Origin of the sequence: Thioclava sp. GXIMD2076 (assembly GCF_037949795.1) — a bacterium.
Classification (GTDB): domain Bacteria; phylum Pseudomonadota; class Alphaproteobacteria; order Rhodobacterales; family Rhodobacteraceae; genus Thioclava; species Thioclava kandeliae.
The window spans coordinates 1,276,510-1,290,203 of sequence record NZ_CP149932.1; the positions used below are offsets into that span (position 1 = coordinate 1,276,510).

Sequence of the window (13,694 nt, forward strand, 5' to 3'; positions counted from 1 at the left end):
GGCTGGGGCTAGTTGGTTTTGCGGCGCGGCGCGAAGGGCAGGGGCATGATGCCGATCCCGTCTTCCAGCAGCGCGCGGGCCTCGTCGGGCTTGGCCTCGCCATGGATCGCCCGCTCGGGAGCATCGCCCTCATGCATGGCACGGGCCTCCCGCACGAAATCATCGCCGACATAATCCGAGTTTTTCTCGATATGCTCGCGCAGCTTGGCCATGGCCGCTTCCATCTCGCTGGCCGGAGCGCTCAGCGAGGGGGCTTTTTGCGCTGGGGCGGCGGCCATTTTGCGGGGAGATTGCACCGACGGGGCCATCAGGGACTTCGACACATCGGCAGAGCCGCAGACCGCGCAGGTGACCAGTCCCTTGGCGCATTGCGTGTCAAAGGCCTCTCCGGAGGCGAACCAGCCGTCGAATTGATGTCCATCTGCGCATTTCAGCGTGTAGCGGATCATGGATCTACCCTAAAACACCCCGCCCGCGCCCTGTGGCCAATGCTGATCCGGCACGGAGCGGAGCTTCCCGATTGAACGGCCCCGATCGAGGGCCTGCACTTTCGTGCTCGGGTTTACTTAAGCATGATTGCAGTAAACGCAAGATTTATAGCTGCGGCAACCGGTCAGGGAGCTGGTCGGGCAATTCCCGCAGCAGGCGCGCCAGATCGTGTTCCATGACCGATGTCGCGGCTTTGGAGATGTCCATCCATTTGCGGCGGCGCTGGCCTTTTTCGGGGAATTTTGCCTCCAAACGGATCACGCGGACCACATGCAGATCGACATTGCAACGGCGGGTTATGCCGTCCTCGAAGAGCTTCTGGTAGGTGTAATGGCCGACGGGGCCATCCTCGCAAAGCCGGCCCACAACGCCCGCCTCTTCCCATGCCTCGCACAGCGCGGTCTCGCCTGCGGCACAGTCTTTCATCAGCCAGCCCTTGGGGAGGATCCAGCGGCCGCTATCGCGCGAGGTGATCATCAGCACCTGCAGCCGTCCGGCCTTCATGCGCAGGCAAAGGGCTGCTTCCTGCGCCGATTTGCCAAGCGCTGTGCGTTCGAGAAGACTGAGCTTGCGGTCGAGTTTCATTGGGTCTGCGGGCTGCCTGTTGGGAGGGGGCGGTGTTTGCGCCTTTTCCACAAATCTAGCGCATTCCGGTGACCCGCCAATGACATATAGATGAATTTATACATCTGGAGGTGGTATTAAAGGGGCAAGCTGCGCGAGAAAGCCGCTTAAATAGGCAGGATCGGTCTCGGGGAGACCCGAACGGGCAGCGTCCGTCATCGCACGGAAGTCGGGCTGGGTGAGGGTGGCCATTGCTTGTGCCAACGCATCTGCATCGGGCAGAAGGCGGGCGCCGCCGCAGGCATCGAGCCGCTCATAGGCTTCGCGCGCATTCTCGAAATGCGGACCGTGCAACAGGGCGCAGCCATAGACCAGCGGCTCGAACGGGGTATGGCCGCCTTTGGGAACGAAGGAAGCTCCGGTGAAACAGGCCGCGGATCGGCCATACCAATGGCCCATCTCGCCCAGCGTATCGGCCAGATAGACCGGCCCGGATGGCGGCTCCCCCTGCGAGCGGCGCGCGAGGGTAAAGCCACGGGCGGTAATCATGCGGGTGATTTCTGTAGCCCGGCGCGGGTGGCGCGGGGCAAGGATCAGACGCAACTCGGGGCGGGATGCAAGGGCTGTGGAAAAGGCCTCGAGGATCAGTTCTTCCTCGCCCTCATGGGTCGAGGCCGCAAGCCATGTGTTTTGGCGGGTCCAGTCTGCGGGCCAGGGGGCGAGCGGTGGCAGGTTCTGGGGGACGACAGCCGTTTTGAGGTTGATCCGGGGGAGGACGTGGGTCGCAAGGACTCCCAAGCGCAGGAAGCGTGCCTCGGAAGCGGCCTCCTGTGCAGAGACGGCCGTCAGCCCTGCAAGGACGTTGCCGGGGGAGAGGCGCTGCCAGAACCGCGCCGACCCCTCCGACAGCCGCGCTCCGAGCATCAGGCAGGGATGGTTCGCCTCTTGCATGAGGGCGAAACGGTTGGGCCAGATCTCGTTTTCGATGACGATGAGCGCCGAGGGGCGGTGATGGCGCAGGAAGCGGCGCAGCACCCAGCGCGCGTCCAGAGGGGCCAGAACGATCCGTGTGCCTGACGGCAGGCTGCCGGCCTCGCGCCAGTTTCGTGCGAGATCCTGTCCGGTAGCAGAGTTGGTGGTGATGAGCAGGCTATGGCCCTGCGTCACGAGCCAGTCGAGCACCGGACGGGCCGAGGTGAGTTCGCCATTGGAGGCCGCATGCAGCCAGACCGGTCGGGCTGTATGGGGGAGGGGCTGGCTCGGGCCGGATGGCAGGCCACCCAGCCGCTCCGCCAGCCCCGTGCGGTTTTGCCGCCCGCGCGCCCAGCCCCAGAGGAGATGGGCAAGCAGCAAGGGTAGGGCAAGGGACAGGAGCAGGCGGTAACGCAGCAAAGGCAGATCCTCGATCAGGCAGGGGGTGCGCGGCATCCAAAACCTGCCACGACCGCAGATGCAAGCCAAGATGACGCGACCTTGGGGCCAAAGGTTACCGGACGCAGGGTTATAGCGGCAACGACATCGCCCCATGCGCAGCGGGCTTGCCAAGCGCCCGATCCGTTGCGAAGCTTTCCTTGGGGAAGGAAGCGCATCCGAACGGGTGCTTCTGCTATTTTACAGGGATTAACAGGGAGGAGTATTATGGACAATTTCGATTATGTGATCATCGGGGCGGGTTCGGCGGGCTGCGTGCTGGCCAACCGCCTGAGCGCGGATCCGCGCAACCGTGTTCTGCTTCTGGAGGCGGGTGGCAAGGATAACTACCATTGGGTGCATATTCCGGTGGGTTATCTGTACTGCATCGGGAATCCGCGCACCGATTGGGGCTATAAGACCGCGCCGGATGCAGGGCTGAACGGGCGCGAACTTCTCTATCCGCGTGGGCGCATCCTTGGCGGGTGCTCGTCGATCAACGGGATGATCTATATGCGCGGGCAGGCGGCCGATTATGACGGCTGGCGCCAGATGGGATGCACAGGCTGGGGCTGGGATGATGTCCTGCCTTTGTTCATGGCGCAGGAGGATTTCTACCGCGGGGCCTCGGATCTGCATGGCGCGGGAGGGCCTCTGCGGGTGGAAAAGGCCCGTGTGCGCTGGGATGTTCTGGATGCGTTCCTGGAGGCGGCGGAGCAGGCGGGCTTTCCGCGAAGTGATGATTTCAACACCGGCACCAATGAAGGCGGCGGGTATTTCCATGTGACCCAGCGTAGTGGCTGGCGTTGGTCTGCCGCGCGGGCGTTTCTCAACCCCGTAAAATCGCGCCCCAATCTGGAGATCCGCACCGGTGCACAGGTCGAGAGGCTGCGCCTCGAGGGGCGTCGGGTCACAGGCGTGGTCTATCATCGGCAGGGCCAGAGCCATGAGGTATCCGCCCATGAGGTGATCCTGTCCGCAGGGGCGGTAGGGTCCGTTCAGGTGCTTGAACTCTCGGGGATCGGCAAGGCCGAGACACTGGCGGGAATGGGTGTCACCCCCCGCATTGAAAGCGCGAATGTGGGGGAGAACCTGCAGGACCATCTGCAGTTGCGGCTGGTCTATAAGGTGCAAGGCGTCAAAAGTCTGAACACGATGGCCTCGACCCTTTGGGGCAAAGCCATGATCGGGGCGGAATATGCGCTCAAGCGCTCGGGGCCGATGGCGATGGCGCCCAGTCAGGTGGGGGTGTTCACGCGATCCTCGCCCGAGAAAGCGACGCCCGATCTGGAATATCACGTCCAGCCGGTGAGCCTTGATAAATTCGGGGATGCGGTGCATCCCTTCCCCGGCATGACGGCCAGCGTGTGTAACCTGCGCCCCGAAAGCCGTGGTTCGATCCATATACGTTCGGGCGATTTCCGCGAGCATCCGGTGATTGCGCCGAACTATCTCTCGACCGAAGGGGACCGGCTGGTTGCGGCACGGGCGATCCGTCAGGTGCGCCATGTGGCAAGCCAGCCCGCCTTTGCCCGTTTCAACCCCGAGGAATACAAACCCGGGATGCGCTATCAGAGCGACGAGGAGCTGATCGGGGCTGCGGGGGATATCGGAACGACGATCTTCCATCCCGTCGGCACCTGCCGAATGGGGATTGATGACGAATCGGTAGTCGATACGCGGCTACGCGTGCGCGGGGTCGAGGGGCTGCGCATTGCCGATGCCTCGATCATGCCGTCCATTCCCTCGGGCAATACCAATGCACCGACCATGATGATCGCCGAGAAAGCCGCGCGCATGATCCTTGAGGATGCACGCGCGGGCAGTATGGCGGCCGAGTGATTACTTCTCGGTCTTCTTGGCTGCGGCCTTCATGCGGGCCAGCAGGGCGGCTTTATCCGCCTTGCCACCGAAGGGGTTCTTGTCGCTGCCCTTGGCGTTATGTTCGGCGTGGCGCGGCGCATTCTTGTCAGAGGGCGCATTGCCGGATTTGCTGTAATCCATGATCTGGTCTCCTTGGCTTCTATCTCCCTGCCAGAGCGCGGCATATCCGGCAAGTCTGTTCTTGGGGCGATCCGCCCGCGCTGGGCCAAATCGGGCGTTGCCCGGATAAATGGAAAACGGCTACCGGGATCTCTCCCGATAGCCGTTCGTGTTGCCCTATGCCCGAAGGCCGGGGCGCTTGGTCCGCTTAGCGACCGGTGCCGATATAGGGAGTCGCGATCGGTGCGACCGAGGTGCGCGAGGTCCCGTTGAGAACGTAATCGGCGTTCTGGATGTTGTTGTCGCGGCGCGCGCTGTCGACGGTGACCAGCTCGGCCAGCGTGTAGTCGGAAGCGTTCACACCCAGCTGTGCGGCCAGCTGTGCTTTGCCGTGGCTGCCTGCCGAGGCATCCGCACGGTTCTCGTGGTTCAGGAAGTAGTTGGCTTTCTCGACATCGCCATCACGACGGGCTTCGTTGATGTTGTTCAGCTCGGCGGTGGTGAATTCGGCGCCGTTCACGTTCAGCAGGGCTGCGAGCTGTGCGTCATTGCTTTGAGCCGAAGCGATACCTGCGGTTGCTGCAACGATCAGGGCGGCGGCGGTCAGAATGGTTTTCATATCTCTATCTCCAGTGATGTGCCGGGTCAGTGCCATCCGGCGTGTTCTTGATGAGTGATATCTAGCAATGTGCACCTTAATAGGTAATTCCCCAAAACTATCCTTTTGATGTGCGTAAAAAAACACAAACGCCCCTTGAAACTGAACTATTAAGTTCAAAAGGCCCCGATGACTGATCATCGGGGCCTTACTGGAGTGGTTTGCCTTATGGCTCAGCCTGCGGCTATCTTCCGTTCGCGGGCCTTGCGCCATGCCTGATCGGAGGGCGAGATGAAGGTGTAGAACATCGGCACCACGAAGAGGGTGAAGAGCGTGCCGATGATCAGACCGGAGAACATCACGACCCCCATCGCCTGACGGGCCGCAGCCCCTGCGCCCTCGGCGATCACCAGGGGGATCACCGCAAGCGCCATGGCGGCGGTGGTCATCAGGATCGGGCGCAGGCGGGTGCGAGCGGCGGCGATGATCGCCTCGCGTCGCATCAACCCGTGCTCCTCGCGCTGCTGGTTGGCAAACTCGACCATCAGGATCCCGTGCTTGGTGATCAGGCCCACAAGGGTGATCAGGCCGACCTGGGAGTAGATGTTGAGTGTGCCGAGCCCGATATTGAGCGGCAGGAGCGCCCCGAAGATCGTCAGCGGAACCGTCATCAGGATGATGAAGGGGTCGCGGAAGCTCTCGAATTGCGCGGCCAGCACCAGATAGATCACCAGAATGGCCGCCGCAAAGGCGATGACGATGGTGTTGCCCTGCGTGACCTCCAGCCGCGACTGGCCGGAATAATCGATGAAGAATCCGTCGGGGATGGTCTCGTTGGCGATTTTCTGGATTTCTGCCAGACCTTCACCGGTGGAAACCGTGGGCAGGGGGAGGGCGGTGATGGTGGAAGAGTTGAGCTGGTTGAACTGCTCGATGGCCGCAGAACGCACGCCGCCTTCGATCTTCACCAGCGCCGAGAGCGGCACCATTTCGCCGGTCGAGGCGCGCACGAAGTAATTGCCCAGCTCCTCGGGGTTCTGGCGGAAGTTGCGCGGCACTTGCGTGATGATGTCATAGCTGTTCGAATCGCGGTCGAACTGCGCGACAGAGCCACCGCCCACCAGAAGGCCCAGCGTTTGCCCGATCTGGCTGATCGGCACATTGAGCGAGGCGGCGCGGTCACGGTCGATGGTCACCTGCACCTCGGGCGCATCATAGCTGAGCGAGTTCTGCACGATGATGAACTTGCCCGACTGCATGGCCTTCTGGGTGATCTCCGCCGAGACTTCGGCCACGCGGGACGAGCTGTTGACCGACTGGATGATGACCGAGATCGGCAGGCCACCACCGGCCCCCGGCAGGGTGGGCGGCGCGAAGGCGAAGCCCTGAAGGCCCGGCGATCTGTTCAGCCCTGCCTGAATATCCTGCTGGACCTCGGCCTGCGAACGGTCGCGATCGGCCCAGTCCTTGAGCTGCCAGATCTCGATCCCCTGACCGTCATCGCCGCCGAAGCCCGCGATCGAGAAGCTCTGCCGCACCTCGGGGATGTCCTTTGTGTTCTCGTCCACCTGCTTGATATAGGCCGAGGTATAGCGGTCGGTCGCGTATTTGGGGCCCTTCATGATGGCAAAGAGCGCGCCCTGATCCTCTTCGGGGGCCAGTTCGGTGGAGGTTTTGGTGAACATGAAGCCGGTGGTGCCTACGAGCACCAAGACGATCAGCAGCGTGACCCAGCGCATGTTCAGCGATCCGGTCACGCGGCGCTCGTAGAAGCCCGCGAGCTTTTCGAAGATGCGGTCCACAAAGCCCTGGAAACCGCCTGCATGCCCCGATTTGAGGATCCGCCCCGACATCATCGGCGTGATGGTCAGCGCGATAATGCCCGACAGGATCACCGATCCGGCCAAAGTGAAGGCGAACTCGGTGAAGAGCGCCCCCGTGAGGCCGCCGGTAAAGGCCAGCGGTGCGAGAACGGCGGCCAGCGTGATGGTCATCGCGATGACCGGACCGGTGATCTCCTTCATGCCTTTGACGGCGGCGGGGATCGGTTTCATACCGTCCTCGATGTGGCGGTGGATGTTTTCCACCACCACGATGGCGTCATCCACCACCAGACCGATGGCCAGAACCATCGCCAGCAATGTCAGCAGGTTGATCGAGTATCCCAGCGCCAGAAGCACCGCCATCACCCCCACGAGCGAGAGCGGGATCGTGATGATGGGCATCAGAACCGAGCGCACCGAGCCGAGGAACAGCAAGATCACCAGCACCACGATGATCACGGCTTCGGCGATCGTGTGGAACACCTCCTCGATGGAGGCCGAGATGGTCTCGGTGGAGTCGTAGACGTTCTGAATTTCCATGCCCTCGGGCAGAGAGGCATTGATCGAGGGCAGCGCATCGATCACCGCCTGAGCCGTGTCGAGCGGGTTGGCCGCAGGCGTCGGCATCACGCCGATAAAGGTGCCCGACTGGCCATTGAAGCTGACAATCTCGCCCGCCTCGTCCGAAGCCAGCTCGACCCGTGCCACATCGCGCAGCCGGATGACGCTATCGCCCTCGCCACGGATTGGCAGTGCGCCGAACGCCTCGGGTGAGGACAGCGTGGATTTGAGTGTGATCGACTGGGTATAGAAATCGTTCTCGGTCGCACCGGGGGCCGACAGGAAGTTCGAGGCCTGAATGGCCTGCAGCACTTCTGCCGCGGTCACGCCGCGTGCCGCGAGTTTTTTCGGGTCGATCCAGACGCGCATCGCATAGGTCGAGCCACCGATGATCTGGATCTCGGCCACACCCTGAATGGTGGACATGCGGGGACGGATGACGCGGTCGAGATATTCGGTCAGCTGCTCCTGCGTCATATTGGGGTTGGTCGCGGCCAGATACATCAGTGCGAAGGTCATCCCCGTGCCCTTGACGATCTGCGGATCTTCCGCGCCATCGGGCAGATCGGAGCGCACCTGCTGGACCTTGGCCAGCACTTCGGTCAGCGCCACATCGGGATTGGCACCGAGTTTCATATTGACCGAGACGGTGGAGACCGAAGGCCGCGAGGAGGAGGTGACGAAGTCGATATTCTCGGTGGTGGCCACCGCCGCCGAGATCGGCGCGGTGATAAAGCCCTGAATGAGATCGGGCGCCGCCCCCGGATAGGTGGTGGTGATGGTCACCACGGTCTCGTCGACCTCGGGATATTCACGGACCGGCAGGTTGAAGAAGGCCTGCGCCCCGATCAGCAGCATGAAGGCGCCGATGACCATCGACAGCACGGGCCGCCGGATGAAGATTTCGGTGAAATGCATGATCCGTCGTCCTTATTTCGAGGCGTCGGGCGCGATATCGCTACCCGGATCGGCGGGCAGGGTGACGGAATTGTCGATGGTGACGGTCGCCCCCGGATTGAGGCGGTTCTGGCCGGCATTGACGACCTTGTCGCCCGCCGTCACGCCTTCGGTGATCTCGACCATATCGCCCGAACGGCGGCCCAGTTTCACGAAGACCTGTTTGGCGATCTGGCGTGTCTCGCCATCGCTTTGCTCGTCGCGCACCGCATAGACGCTATCGCCATAGAGGCTCGAGGTGATGACGGTTTGCGGCAGGGCGATGACCCCGTCCTCGGTCGGCAGGATCACCCGCACCTGCAGGAACTGGCCGGGCGTCAGCGCGCGGTCCTCGTTGGGGATCATCGCTCGCACCCCGACCAGACGGGAATTGGCATCGATCTTGGGTTCGATCCCGACGATCTTACCCTCGCGGGTGATGCCGCCGATTTCGGAGGTCACCTGCACATCCTGACCCACCGAGACATTGCGGACCTGCTGCTCGGAGAGGGTAAAATCGACATGCATTTTCGAGGCATTTTGCAGCGTGGCATAGGTGGTGCCGACGGTGGCATATTCGCCCAGATCCACCTGCGGAATACCGATCGTGCCATCGAAGGGGGCCAGAAGCCGTTTGGTTTCAAGCGCGGCTTTCAGCTTCTCGACGCTGGAACGGGCAGTGGTGGCATCGGCAATCGCGCTATCGAGTGTGGAGACGGCCGAAACGCCGCGGTCGCTGAGTTTCTGCGCCCGTTCAAGCGAGGTCTGCGCCAGTTCGAGCGAGGCCTGAGCCGCTGCCAGATCGGCGCGCTCCTGACGGTCGTCGATCTGCACGAGAAGATCGCCCTGTTTGACCTCCGCATTGGCGGTGAAGTTGATCTCGCGCACGATCCCTGCGGCCTCGACCGCCAGATCGGTGCCTTCGGCGGCATTGGCGGTGCCGATGGCTTCGATCCCCGGTGTCCATGTGACGGGGCGGACCTCGGTGACAGAGACCACGACGGGCGGAGCCTGCATCGTGGCGAAGAACTGACCGATCATTTTCTCGCGGAACAGGTTGAAACCGATGATGCCACCGGCGACCACGATCAGAAGGATAATGGCAATGGTAGGGGAGAGGAGTCGTCTGAACATGGTGGCTCCGATTAGCCTGCGGGGAATAATAAGCATCGAACTGAACTATTGGGTTCAGTTAGGTCTTCTTATCTCTGTCACGTTTCTTTGAGCAAGCTTAAAGTTTTCGTGTGCCATAGGGGGAAGAAACTGTGGGTCAAATAACACTGACGCAAGGTAAATGCTGTATCGGCGCTGTTTCTTTTCCATGTTTGCGCAAACGTGTGTAACTGACCGCGTCTCAAACGCGTTAATGGACGGTAAGGGAGCAATATGCCATGCTGCAGGTGCAGCATTGCGCCGGCCCCGTCTGGTGTAGAAAGGTGACCCATGTTCTTCGATCCCACGGCTTCGGCCTCACTGCCTCTTGAAACTGCGTGGCTTGGCTGGGAAGCGCAGGCCGTGATCGCCATGCGCATGGCGGGAATGGCAGGGCTCTGGCATGCCGCGCCCGATGAAATGACCCGAATGGTTACCGAGAAAATCGATGCAGGTTTCGGCGCGACCGAAGCCGCCGCCCGCACCGTGTTTGCAGGGGGCACCATGGATCAGGCAATGCGTGCGATGGTGAAGGAATATAGCCGTCATACCTCGGATAATGTGCAGCGCCTATCCAAGCTGGGCCCCGCGCAGGTCTTCTGAAACCGCGTCGATGAATTTGAACGCCCCATGAAACCCGTGGGGCGTTTTCGCGTTCACCCTGTAATCACAGGAGTTCGCACGCATGTCACTGTCTCAGGTTGATGTAGAAGAGGTTCGCAGTCCCGAGCCGTTGGCTGTCGATACTGCGCAATTCCGGCGCATCTATGTGGTCGCCAACCCCAAATCCGGCCAGAATTCTCGCGCGCGGGAACCCATTGAAGCCGCTCTGGAAGTGTTTGGCGATGAGGCCAAGCTCTATCGCTGGGCGCCGGATGAGGAAGTTTCGAAAGCCGTGGACCGCGCGATTGCTGATGGCGCGGAACTGATCGTGGCCGCAGGGGGGGATGGCACCGTCATGGCCGTGGCGCAGGCGATGCTGGGCAAGAACGTCCCGATGGCGGTTCTGCCTTTGGGCACGTTCAACTTTTTCGCCCGCGGTCTGCGCCTGTCGGAGGATGCGACCGAAGCGGCGCGCCAGATCCTGAAAGGGGATACCCGCCAGATCAGGGTTGGCACTGTCGAAGGACAGGTGTTCCTGAACAATGCCTCGCTCGGGATCTATCCCAAGATCCTCAAAGCGCGCGAGGCGATCTATGCGCGCTGGGGCCGGCACCGGTTGGTGGCCTATTGGTCGGTGATCCGCACTTTCCTGAAATTCCAGAAACCTATGAAAGTTGAGTTCCGGACCGAGGATCTGCACGATACCCGCTCGACCCCACTGATTTTCGTGGCGCGTTCGGCCTATCAGCTGGATTTCTTCGGATTGCGCGGCGTGCGGGCGATCACCGATGACAAATTCGCCGTTCTCATCGCCAAGGGCAAGACCCGTGGCGAGCTGTTCCGGCTGGCATGGCGGCTGGTGACGCGGCAGGTGCAGGAGGGTCGGGATTACGATGTGCTGCGCTGCCGCGAGTTTACCGTCAGCCTGCTCGACAAACGTCGCGCGCTGCTGGCCTTTGATGGCGAAAAGGCACGGATGAACGCGCCTTTCGAATTCCGTATGCACCCCGAGCCGCTGACCATTGTTATCCCCGAGGAGAGCGAGGAGACATGAGACGTATCATCCATCTCTCCGATCTCCATTTCGGAAAGACCGATCCACGGCTGGAGCGGCCTCTTCTGCGCAAGATCGACGAGCTTGCCCCTGATCTGGTGATCGTTTCGGGTGATTTTACCCAGCGTGCACGGCGCCATCAGTTCGCGCAGGCGCGCGCTTTTCTGAACCGGATCAAAGCGCCCGTGCTGGCGGTTCCGGGCAACCATGACACGCCGCTGGATAATGTTCTGGTGCGCTTTGTTACACCGTGGCGGCGTTACCGGCAGGCGATCGACCGCGAGCTGGAGCCCGAATGGCGCGACGCGCGTGTGCATGTGGTCGGCGTGAACACCGTCAACCGGTTCAAATGGCAGCGCGGACGGATCGGCCCGCATACCATCCGCCGCGTGTGCAGCAGCTTTTCTGCAGTGCCGCGCGATGTTCTGCGAATCGTTGTGATGCATCATCCGCTCGAACATGGGCCGGAGACCGACAAGAAGTTGATGGAGGGTGCTTCCCACGCGCTCAGGCGGCTGTCGAAATGCGGTGCGGATATTGTTTTGTCGGGACATCTTCACGAGGGATCTGCCGCGCCATTCCACGCGGCGCCCGGGCTTTTGTTCGTGCAGGCGGGAACGGGGCTGTCGACGCGGCTGCGGGGCACTCCCAATATGTTCAATCTGCTGGAACACCAGACGGCGGGCGAGGTGTCTATCACGCGCTATCTTTCGAGTTCTGAGGGAAAGTTTGCGCCGGAGGCCGTGCGGCATTTCCGCAAGACCGCGCAGGATTGGTCGGAGGTCGCTTCTCCAAGCCCGATCGAGGCGACCTCCCACGATATGATCCGGTCGGTGGCCTTTGCCCCGTAAGCTGTTTACCAAGCCTTAACCATCATCCGGCCATGCTATGGCTACTCCGTCAAAGAGGGGAGGGCACCATGCGTAGAGAATTTGCAGCTTGTGTGGTCACAGGATGTGCGATGCTCCTGCAAGGCTGTGGTGCCCAACCCGCCCCCCAGTTCTTCAATGCCGAACGCCACGAGATCACGCTCGACGGTATCCGCTTTGTGGTGTTTGACCGCGGAGGCGATGCCGAGGTGATCCGCATGGGGTATCTGACATTGCGCGAGCGTGATCGGGTGCCGCCCCTTATGCGTCGCGCGGCCGAAGCGACGACTGGTTGCAAGGTGACCGGCCCCTCGAGTGGCCCGCTCAGATCCCCCTCGCTGCCCGGGGATACGGGCGAGGCGAGGTTCCGGCTTGAGTGTGGGGCTTAATCCAGAAATTCGCGGATAATGTCCTCGAACTCGCGCGGTTTCTCGGCATGGAGCCAATGCCCGACGCCCTCGAGCCTGACCATGCTGTTCTGCGGGAAAAGCGCGTCGATCCTCGGCTGGAATTCGGGGCGGACATAGTCCGAAGCGCCGCCATAGACAAAGAGGGTTTCGCCGTTGAAGGAGCCTGTCACATCGGGGAAGCCGACGATCTTGTCCATCTCCTGTTCCAGCACATCAAGGTTCAGTTTCCACTGTGCCGGCTCGGATTTCAGATCCAGCGATTGCAGCAGGAAGGCACGCACGGGCTCGCTGGCAACGGTCTCCGATAGGCGGCGATTGGCCTCCGAGCGCAGCGTCAGCCCCTCCAGATCGAGGCCCTTCATCGCGCGCACCAAAGAGTTCTGTGAATGCGCATAACCCACCGGCGCGATATCGGCTACAATCAGCCGGTTGATCAGCTCCGGTCGCGTGAGCGCCAGCACCATCACCGCCTTGCCGCCCATCGAGTGGCCCAGCACGTCCATTTTGCCGCCATGCGCCTCGATCACTTGCGCGATATCCCCGGCCATATCGAAATAGCTCTGGCTGTCCAACTGGGGACTGTCGCCGTGATTGCGCTGGTCTACAGCCAGCACTTCGCGCCCGTCCGACAGGCGTTTCTGGATGACCCCCCAGTTACGGGCGGATCCGAAAAGACCGTGGACGATCAGAAGCGGGGGCTTGCCGGTGGGGCTACCTTGGGAGAGCACGTTCAACATGGGCCCATTGCTAGCGCGCGGGCCCGCGCAATGCCAGAGGTTTCAACGCTTGTCCCCATGCGGTCGCAGGGCTAGCTTGCCTGCAAAGGAGCCCGCGATGAACCCTGCCGAATTTCAAGACAAAGTGGATCATGTGTCTAGGCTGCTGGCCAAGCGGCTGGGGGCCAAGGGGGCGAGCCTTGGCGAACGGATCAACCACCGTGCCCGCGCGCTGCCACGCCGTGTGCGGGTGGCCGCCCGCGAGCTGGCGAGGCTCGAGCCGATGATGGGGGCGCCCAAGTTGATGAAACAGGTCGATCAGAAAAAGACCGACCGGAATTATCGTATCTGTATCAAGTATCTGGAGCCTCTGGGGGCGGAGCAGAGGCTGGTGCAGGGGGTGCTGAAGGTGATCACGGGGATCGTTTTCCTTATCGTGCTCACCGGTGGCGCGATGCTGGCTTATGCCATAGCCCACGGGCAGCTTTGAGAGGGCCGGCCCCGCTGCGGGCCGCCTGGCGATCCT

Annotated in this window: 14 protein-coding genes; 6 read left to right on the forward strand and 8 right to left on the reverse strand. The window is 62.0% G+C overall.

Going from position 1 to position 13,694, the window contains the following annotated elements; genetic code table 11:
• Positions 1-8: 8 nt before the first annotated feature.
• From WDB91_RS06315 to WDB91_RS06325, 3 genes are all read right to left on the reverse strand, one after another.
• Positions 9-449, reverse strand: coding sequence for a DUF1178 family protein (locus WDB91_RS06315; RefSeq protein ID WP_339114283.1), 441 nt, complete (start codon positions 447-449; stop codon positions 9-11).
• A 145-nt stretch (positions 450-594) separates the two neighbouring features.
• Entirely contained in the window at positions 595-1,074 is a 480-nt protein-coding gene (locus WDB91_RS06320) for an NUDIX hydrolase (protein ID WP_339114284.1), read from the reverse strand.
• Between the two features lie 96 nt (positions 1,075-1,170).
• Positions 1,171-2,481: a glycosyltransferase N-terminal domain-containing protein gene (locus WDB91_RS06325; RefSeq protein WP_339114285.1), complete on the reverse strand. Its 1,311-nt coding sequence runs from the start codon at positions 2,479-2,481 to the stop codon at positions 1,171-1,173.
• Between the two features lie 210 nt (positions 2,482-2,691).
• On the opposite strand from WDB91_RS06325, the gene WDB91_RS06330 reads away from it, so the two are divergent.
• Positions 2,692-4,305 (forward strand): GMC family oxidoreductase N-terminal domain-containing protein, encoded by a 1,614-nt coding sequence (locus tag WDB91_RS06330; protein ID WP_339114286.1) that lies wholly within the window; start codon positions 2,692-2,694, stop codon positions 4,303-4,305.
• On the opposite strand, the gene WDB91_RS06335 is transcribed toward WDB91_RS06330, so the two are convergent.
• The 4 genes from WDB91_RS06335 to WDB91_RS06350 form a co-directional block, all read right to left on the reverse strand.
• Positions 4,306-4,467: a hypothetical protein gene (locus WDB91_RS06335; protein ID WP_339114287.1), complete on the reverse strand. Its 162-nt coding sequence runs from the start codon at positions 4,465-4,467 to the stop codon at positions 4,306-4,308.
• Between the two features lie 187 nt (positions 4,468-4,654).
• The gene (locus tag WDB91_RS06340; RefSeq protein ID WP_339114288.1) at positions 4,655-5,065 is read right to left on the reverse strand and encodes a hypothetical protein; all 411 of its coding nucleotides are present in this window, start codon (positions 5,063-5,065) and stop codon (positions 4,655-4,657) included.
• 212 nt (positions 5,066-5,277) lie between these two features.
• On the reverse strand, positions 5,278-8,346 hold the full coding sequence (locus WDB91_RS06345; RefSeq protein WP_339114289.1) for an efflux RND transporter permease subunit: 3,069 nt from the start codon (positions 8,344-8,346) through the stop codon (positions 5,278-5,280).
• 12 nt (positions 8,347-8,358) lie between these two features.
• Entirely contained in the window at positions 8,359-9,498 is a 1,140-nt protein-coding gene (locus WDB91_RS06350; RefSeq protein ID WP_339114290.1) for an efflux RND transporter periplasmic adaptor subunit, read from the reverse strand.
• 309 nt (positions 9,499-9,807) lie between these two features.
• Between WDB91_RS06350 and WDB91_RS06355 the strand changes: the two genes are divergently transcribed.
• The 4 genes from WDB91_RS06355 (at position 9,808) to WDB91_RS06370 (ending at position 12,431) form a co-directional block, all read left to right on the forward strand.
• On the forward strand, positions 9,808-10,119 hold the full coding sequence (locus tag WDB91_RS06355; RefSeq protein ID WP_339114291.1) for an antibiotic ABC transporter: 312 nt from the start codon (positions 9,808-9,810) through the stop codon (positions 10,117-10,119).
• 82 nt (positions 10,120-10,201) lie between these two features.
• On the forward strand, positions 10,202-11,173 hold the full coding sequence (locus WDB91_RS06360; protein ID WP_339114292.1) for a diacylglycerol kinase family protein: 972 nt from the start codon (positions 10,202-10,204) through the stop codon (positions 11,171-11,173).
• Complete coding sequence (locus tag WDB91_RS06365) at positions 11,170-12,024, forward strand: metallophosphoesterase family protein (protein ID WP_339114293.1); 855 nt, start codon at positions 11,170-11,172, stop codon at positions 12,022-12,024. The genes WDB91_RS06360 and WDB91_RS06365 overlap by 4 nt, the downstream gene beginning before the upstream one ends.
• 68 nt (positions 12,025-12,092) lie before the next feature.
• Entirely contained in the window at positions 12,093-12,431 is a 339-nt protein-coding gene (locus WDB91_RS06370; RefSeq protein WP_339114294.1) for a hypothetical protein, read from the forward strand.
• Here the strand turns inward: WDB91_RS06370 and WDB91_RS06375 are convergent.
• On the reverse strand, positions 12,428-13,189 hold the full coding sequence (locus tag WDB91_RS06375) for an alpha/beta fold hydrolase (RefSeq protein ID WP_339114295.1): 762 nt from the start codon (positions 13,187-13,189) through the stop codon (positions 12,428-12,430). The genes WDB91_RS06370 and WDB91_RS06375 overlap by 4 nt on opposite strands.
• A gap of 97 nt (positions 13,190-13,286) precedes the next feature.
• Here WDB91_RS06375 and WDB91_RS06380 point away from each other — a divergent pair, with 97 nt between their 5' ends.
• The gene (locus WDB91_RS06380; protein WP_339114296.1) at positions 13,287-13,658 is read left to right on the forward strand and encodes a hypothetical protein; all 372 of its coding nucleotides are present in this window, start codon (positions 13,287-13,289) and stop codon (positions 13,656-13,658) included.
• Positions 13,659-13,694: the final 36 nt, after the last annotated feature.

What these genes read in the sequence shown, in the direction of transcription:
- WDB91_RS06315 (WP_339114283.1), bottom strand. Translation starts at nt 449, where the DNA reads ATGATCCGCTACACGCTGAAATGCGCAGATGGACATCAATTCGACGGC.
- WDB91_RS06320 (WP_339114284.1), bottom strand. Translation starts at nt 1,074, where the DNA reads ATGAAACTCGACCGCAAGCTCAGTCTTCTCGAACGCACAGCGCTTGGC.
- WDB91_RS06325 (WP_339114285.1), bottom strand. Translation starts at nt 2,481, where the DNA reads ATGCCGCGCACCCCCTGCCTGATCGAGGATCTGCCTTTGCTGCGTTAC.
- WDB91_RS06330 (WP_339114286.1), top strand. Translation starts at nt 2,692, where the DNA reads ATGGACAATTTCGATTATGTGATCATCGGGGCGGGTTCGGCGGGCTGC.
- WDB91_RS06335 (WP_339114287.1), bottom strand. Translation starts at nt 4,467, where the DNA reads ATGGATTACAGCAAATCCGGCAATGCGCCCTCTGACAAGAATGCGCCG.
- WDB91_RS06340 (WP_339114288.1), bottom strand. Translation starts at nt 5,065, where the DNA reads ATGAAAACCATTCTGACCGCCGCCGCCCTGATCGTTGCAGCAACCGCA.
- WDB91_RS06345 (WP_339114289.1), bottom strand. Translation starts at nt 8,346, where the DNA reads ATGCATTTCACCGAAATCTTCATCCGGCGGCCCGTGCTGTCGATGGTC.
- WDB91_RS06350 (WP_339114290.1), bottom strand. Translation starts at nt 9,498, where the DNA reads ATGTTCAGACGACTCCTCTCCCCTACCATTGCCATTATCCTTCTGATC.
- WDB91_RS06355 (WP_339114291.1), top strand. Translation starts at nt 9,808, where the DNA reads ATGTTCTTCGATCCCACGGCTTCGGCCTCACTGCCTCTTGAAACTGCG.
- WDB91_RS06360 (WP_339114292.1), top strand. Translation starts at nt 10,202, where the DNA reads ATGTCACTGTCTCAGGTTGATGTAGAAGAGGTTCGCAGTCCCGAGCCG.
- WDB91_RS06365 (WP_339114293.1), top strand. Translation starts at nt 11,170, where the DNA reads ATGAGACGTATCATCCATCTCTCCGATCTCCATTTCGGAAAGACCGAT.
- WDB91_RS06370 (WP_339114294.1), top strand. Translation starts at nt 12,093, where the DNA reads ATGCGTAGAGAATTTGCAGCTTGTGTGGTCACAGGATGTGCGATGCTC.
- WDB91_RS06375 (WP_339114295.1), bottom strand. Translation starts at nt 13,189, where the DNA reads ATGTTGAACGTGCTCTCCCAAGGTAGCCCCACCGGCAAGCCCCCGCTT.
- WDB91_RS06380 (WP_339114296.1), top strand. Translation starts at nt 13,287, where the DNA reads ATGAACCCTGCCGAATTTCAAGACAAAGTGGATCATGTGTCTAGGCTG.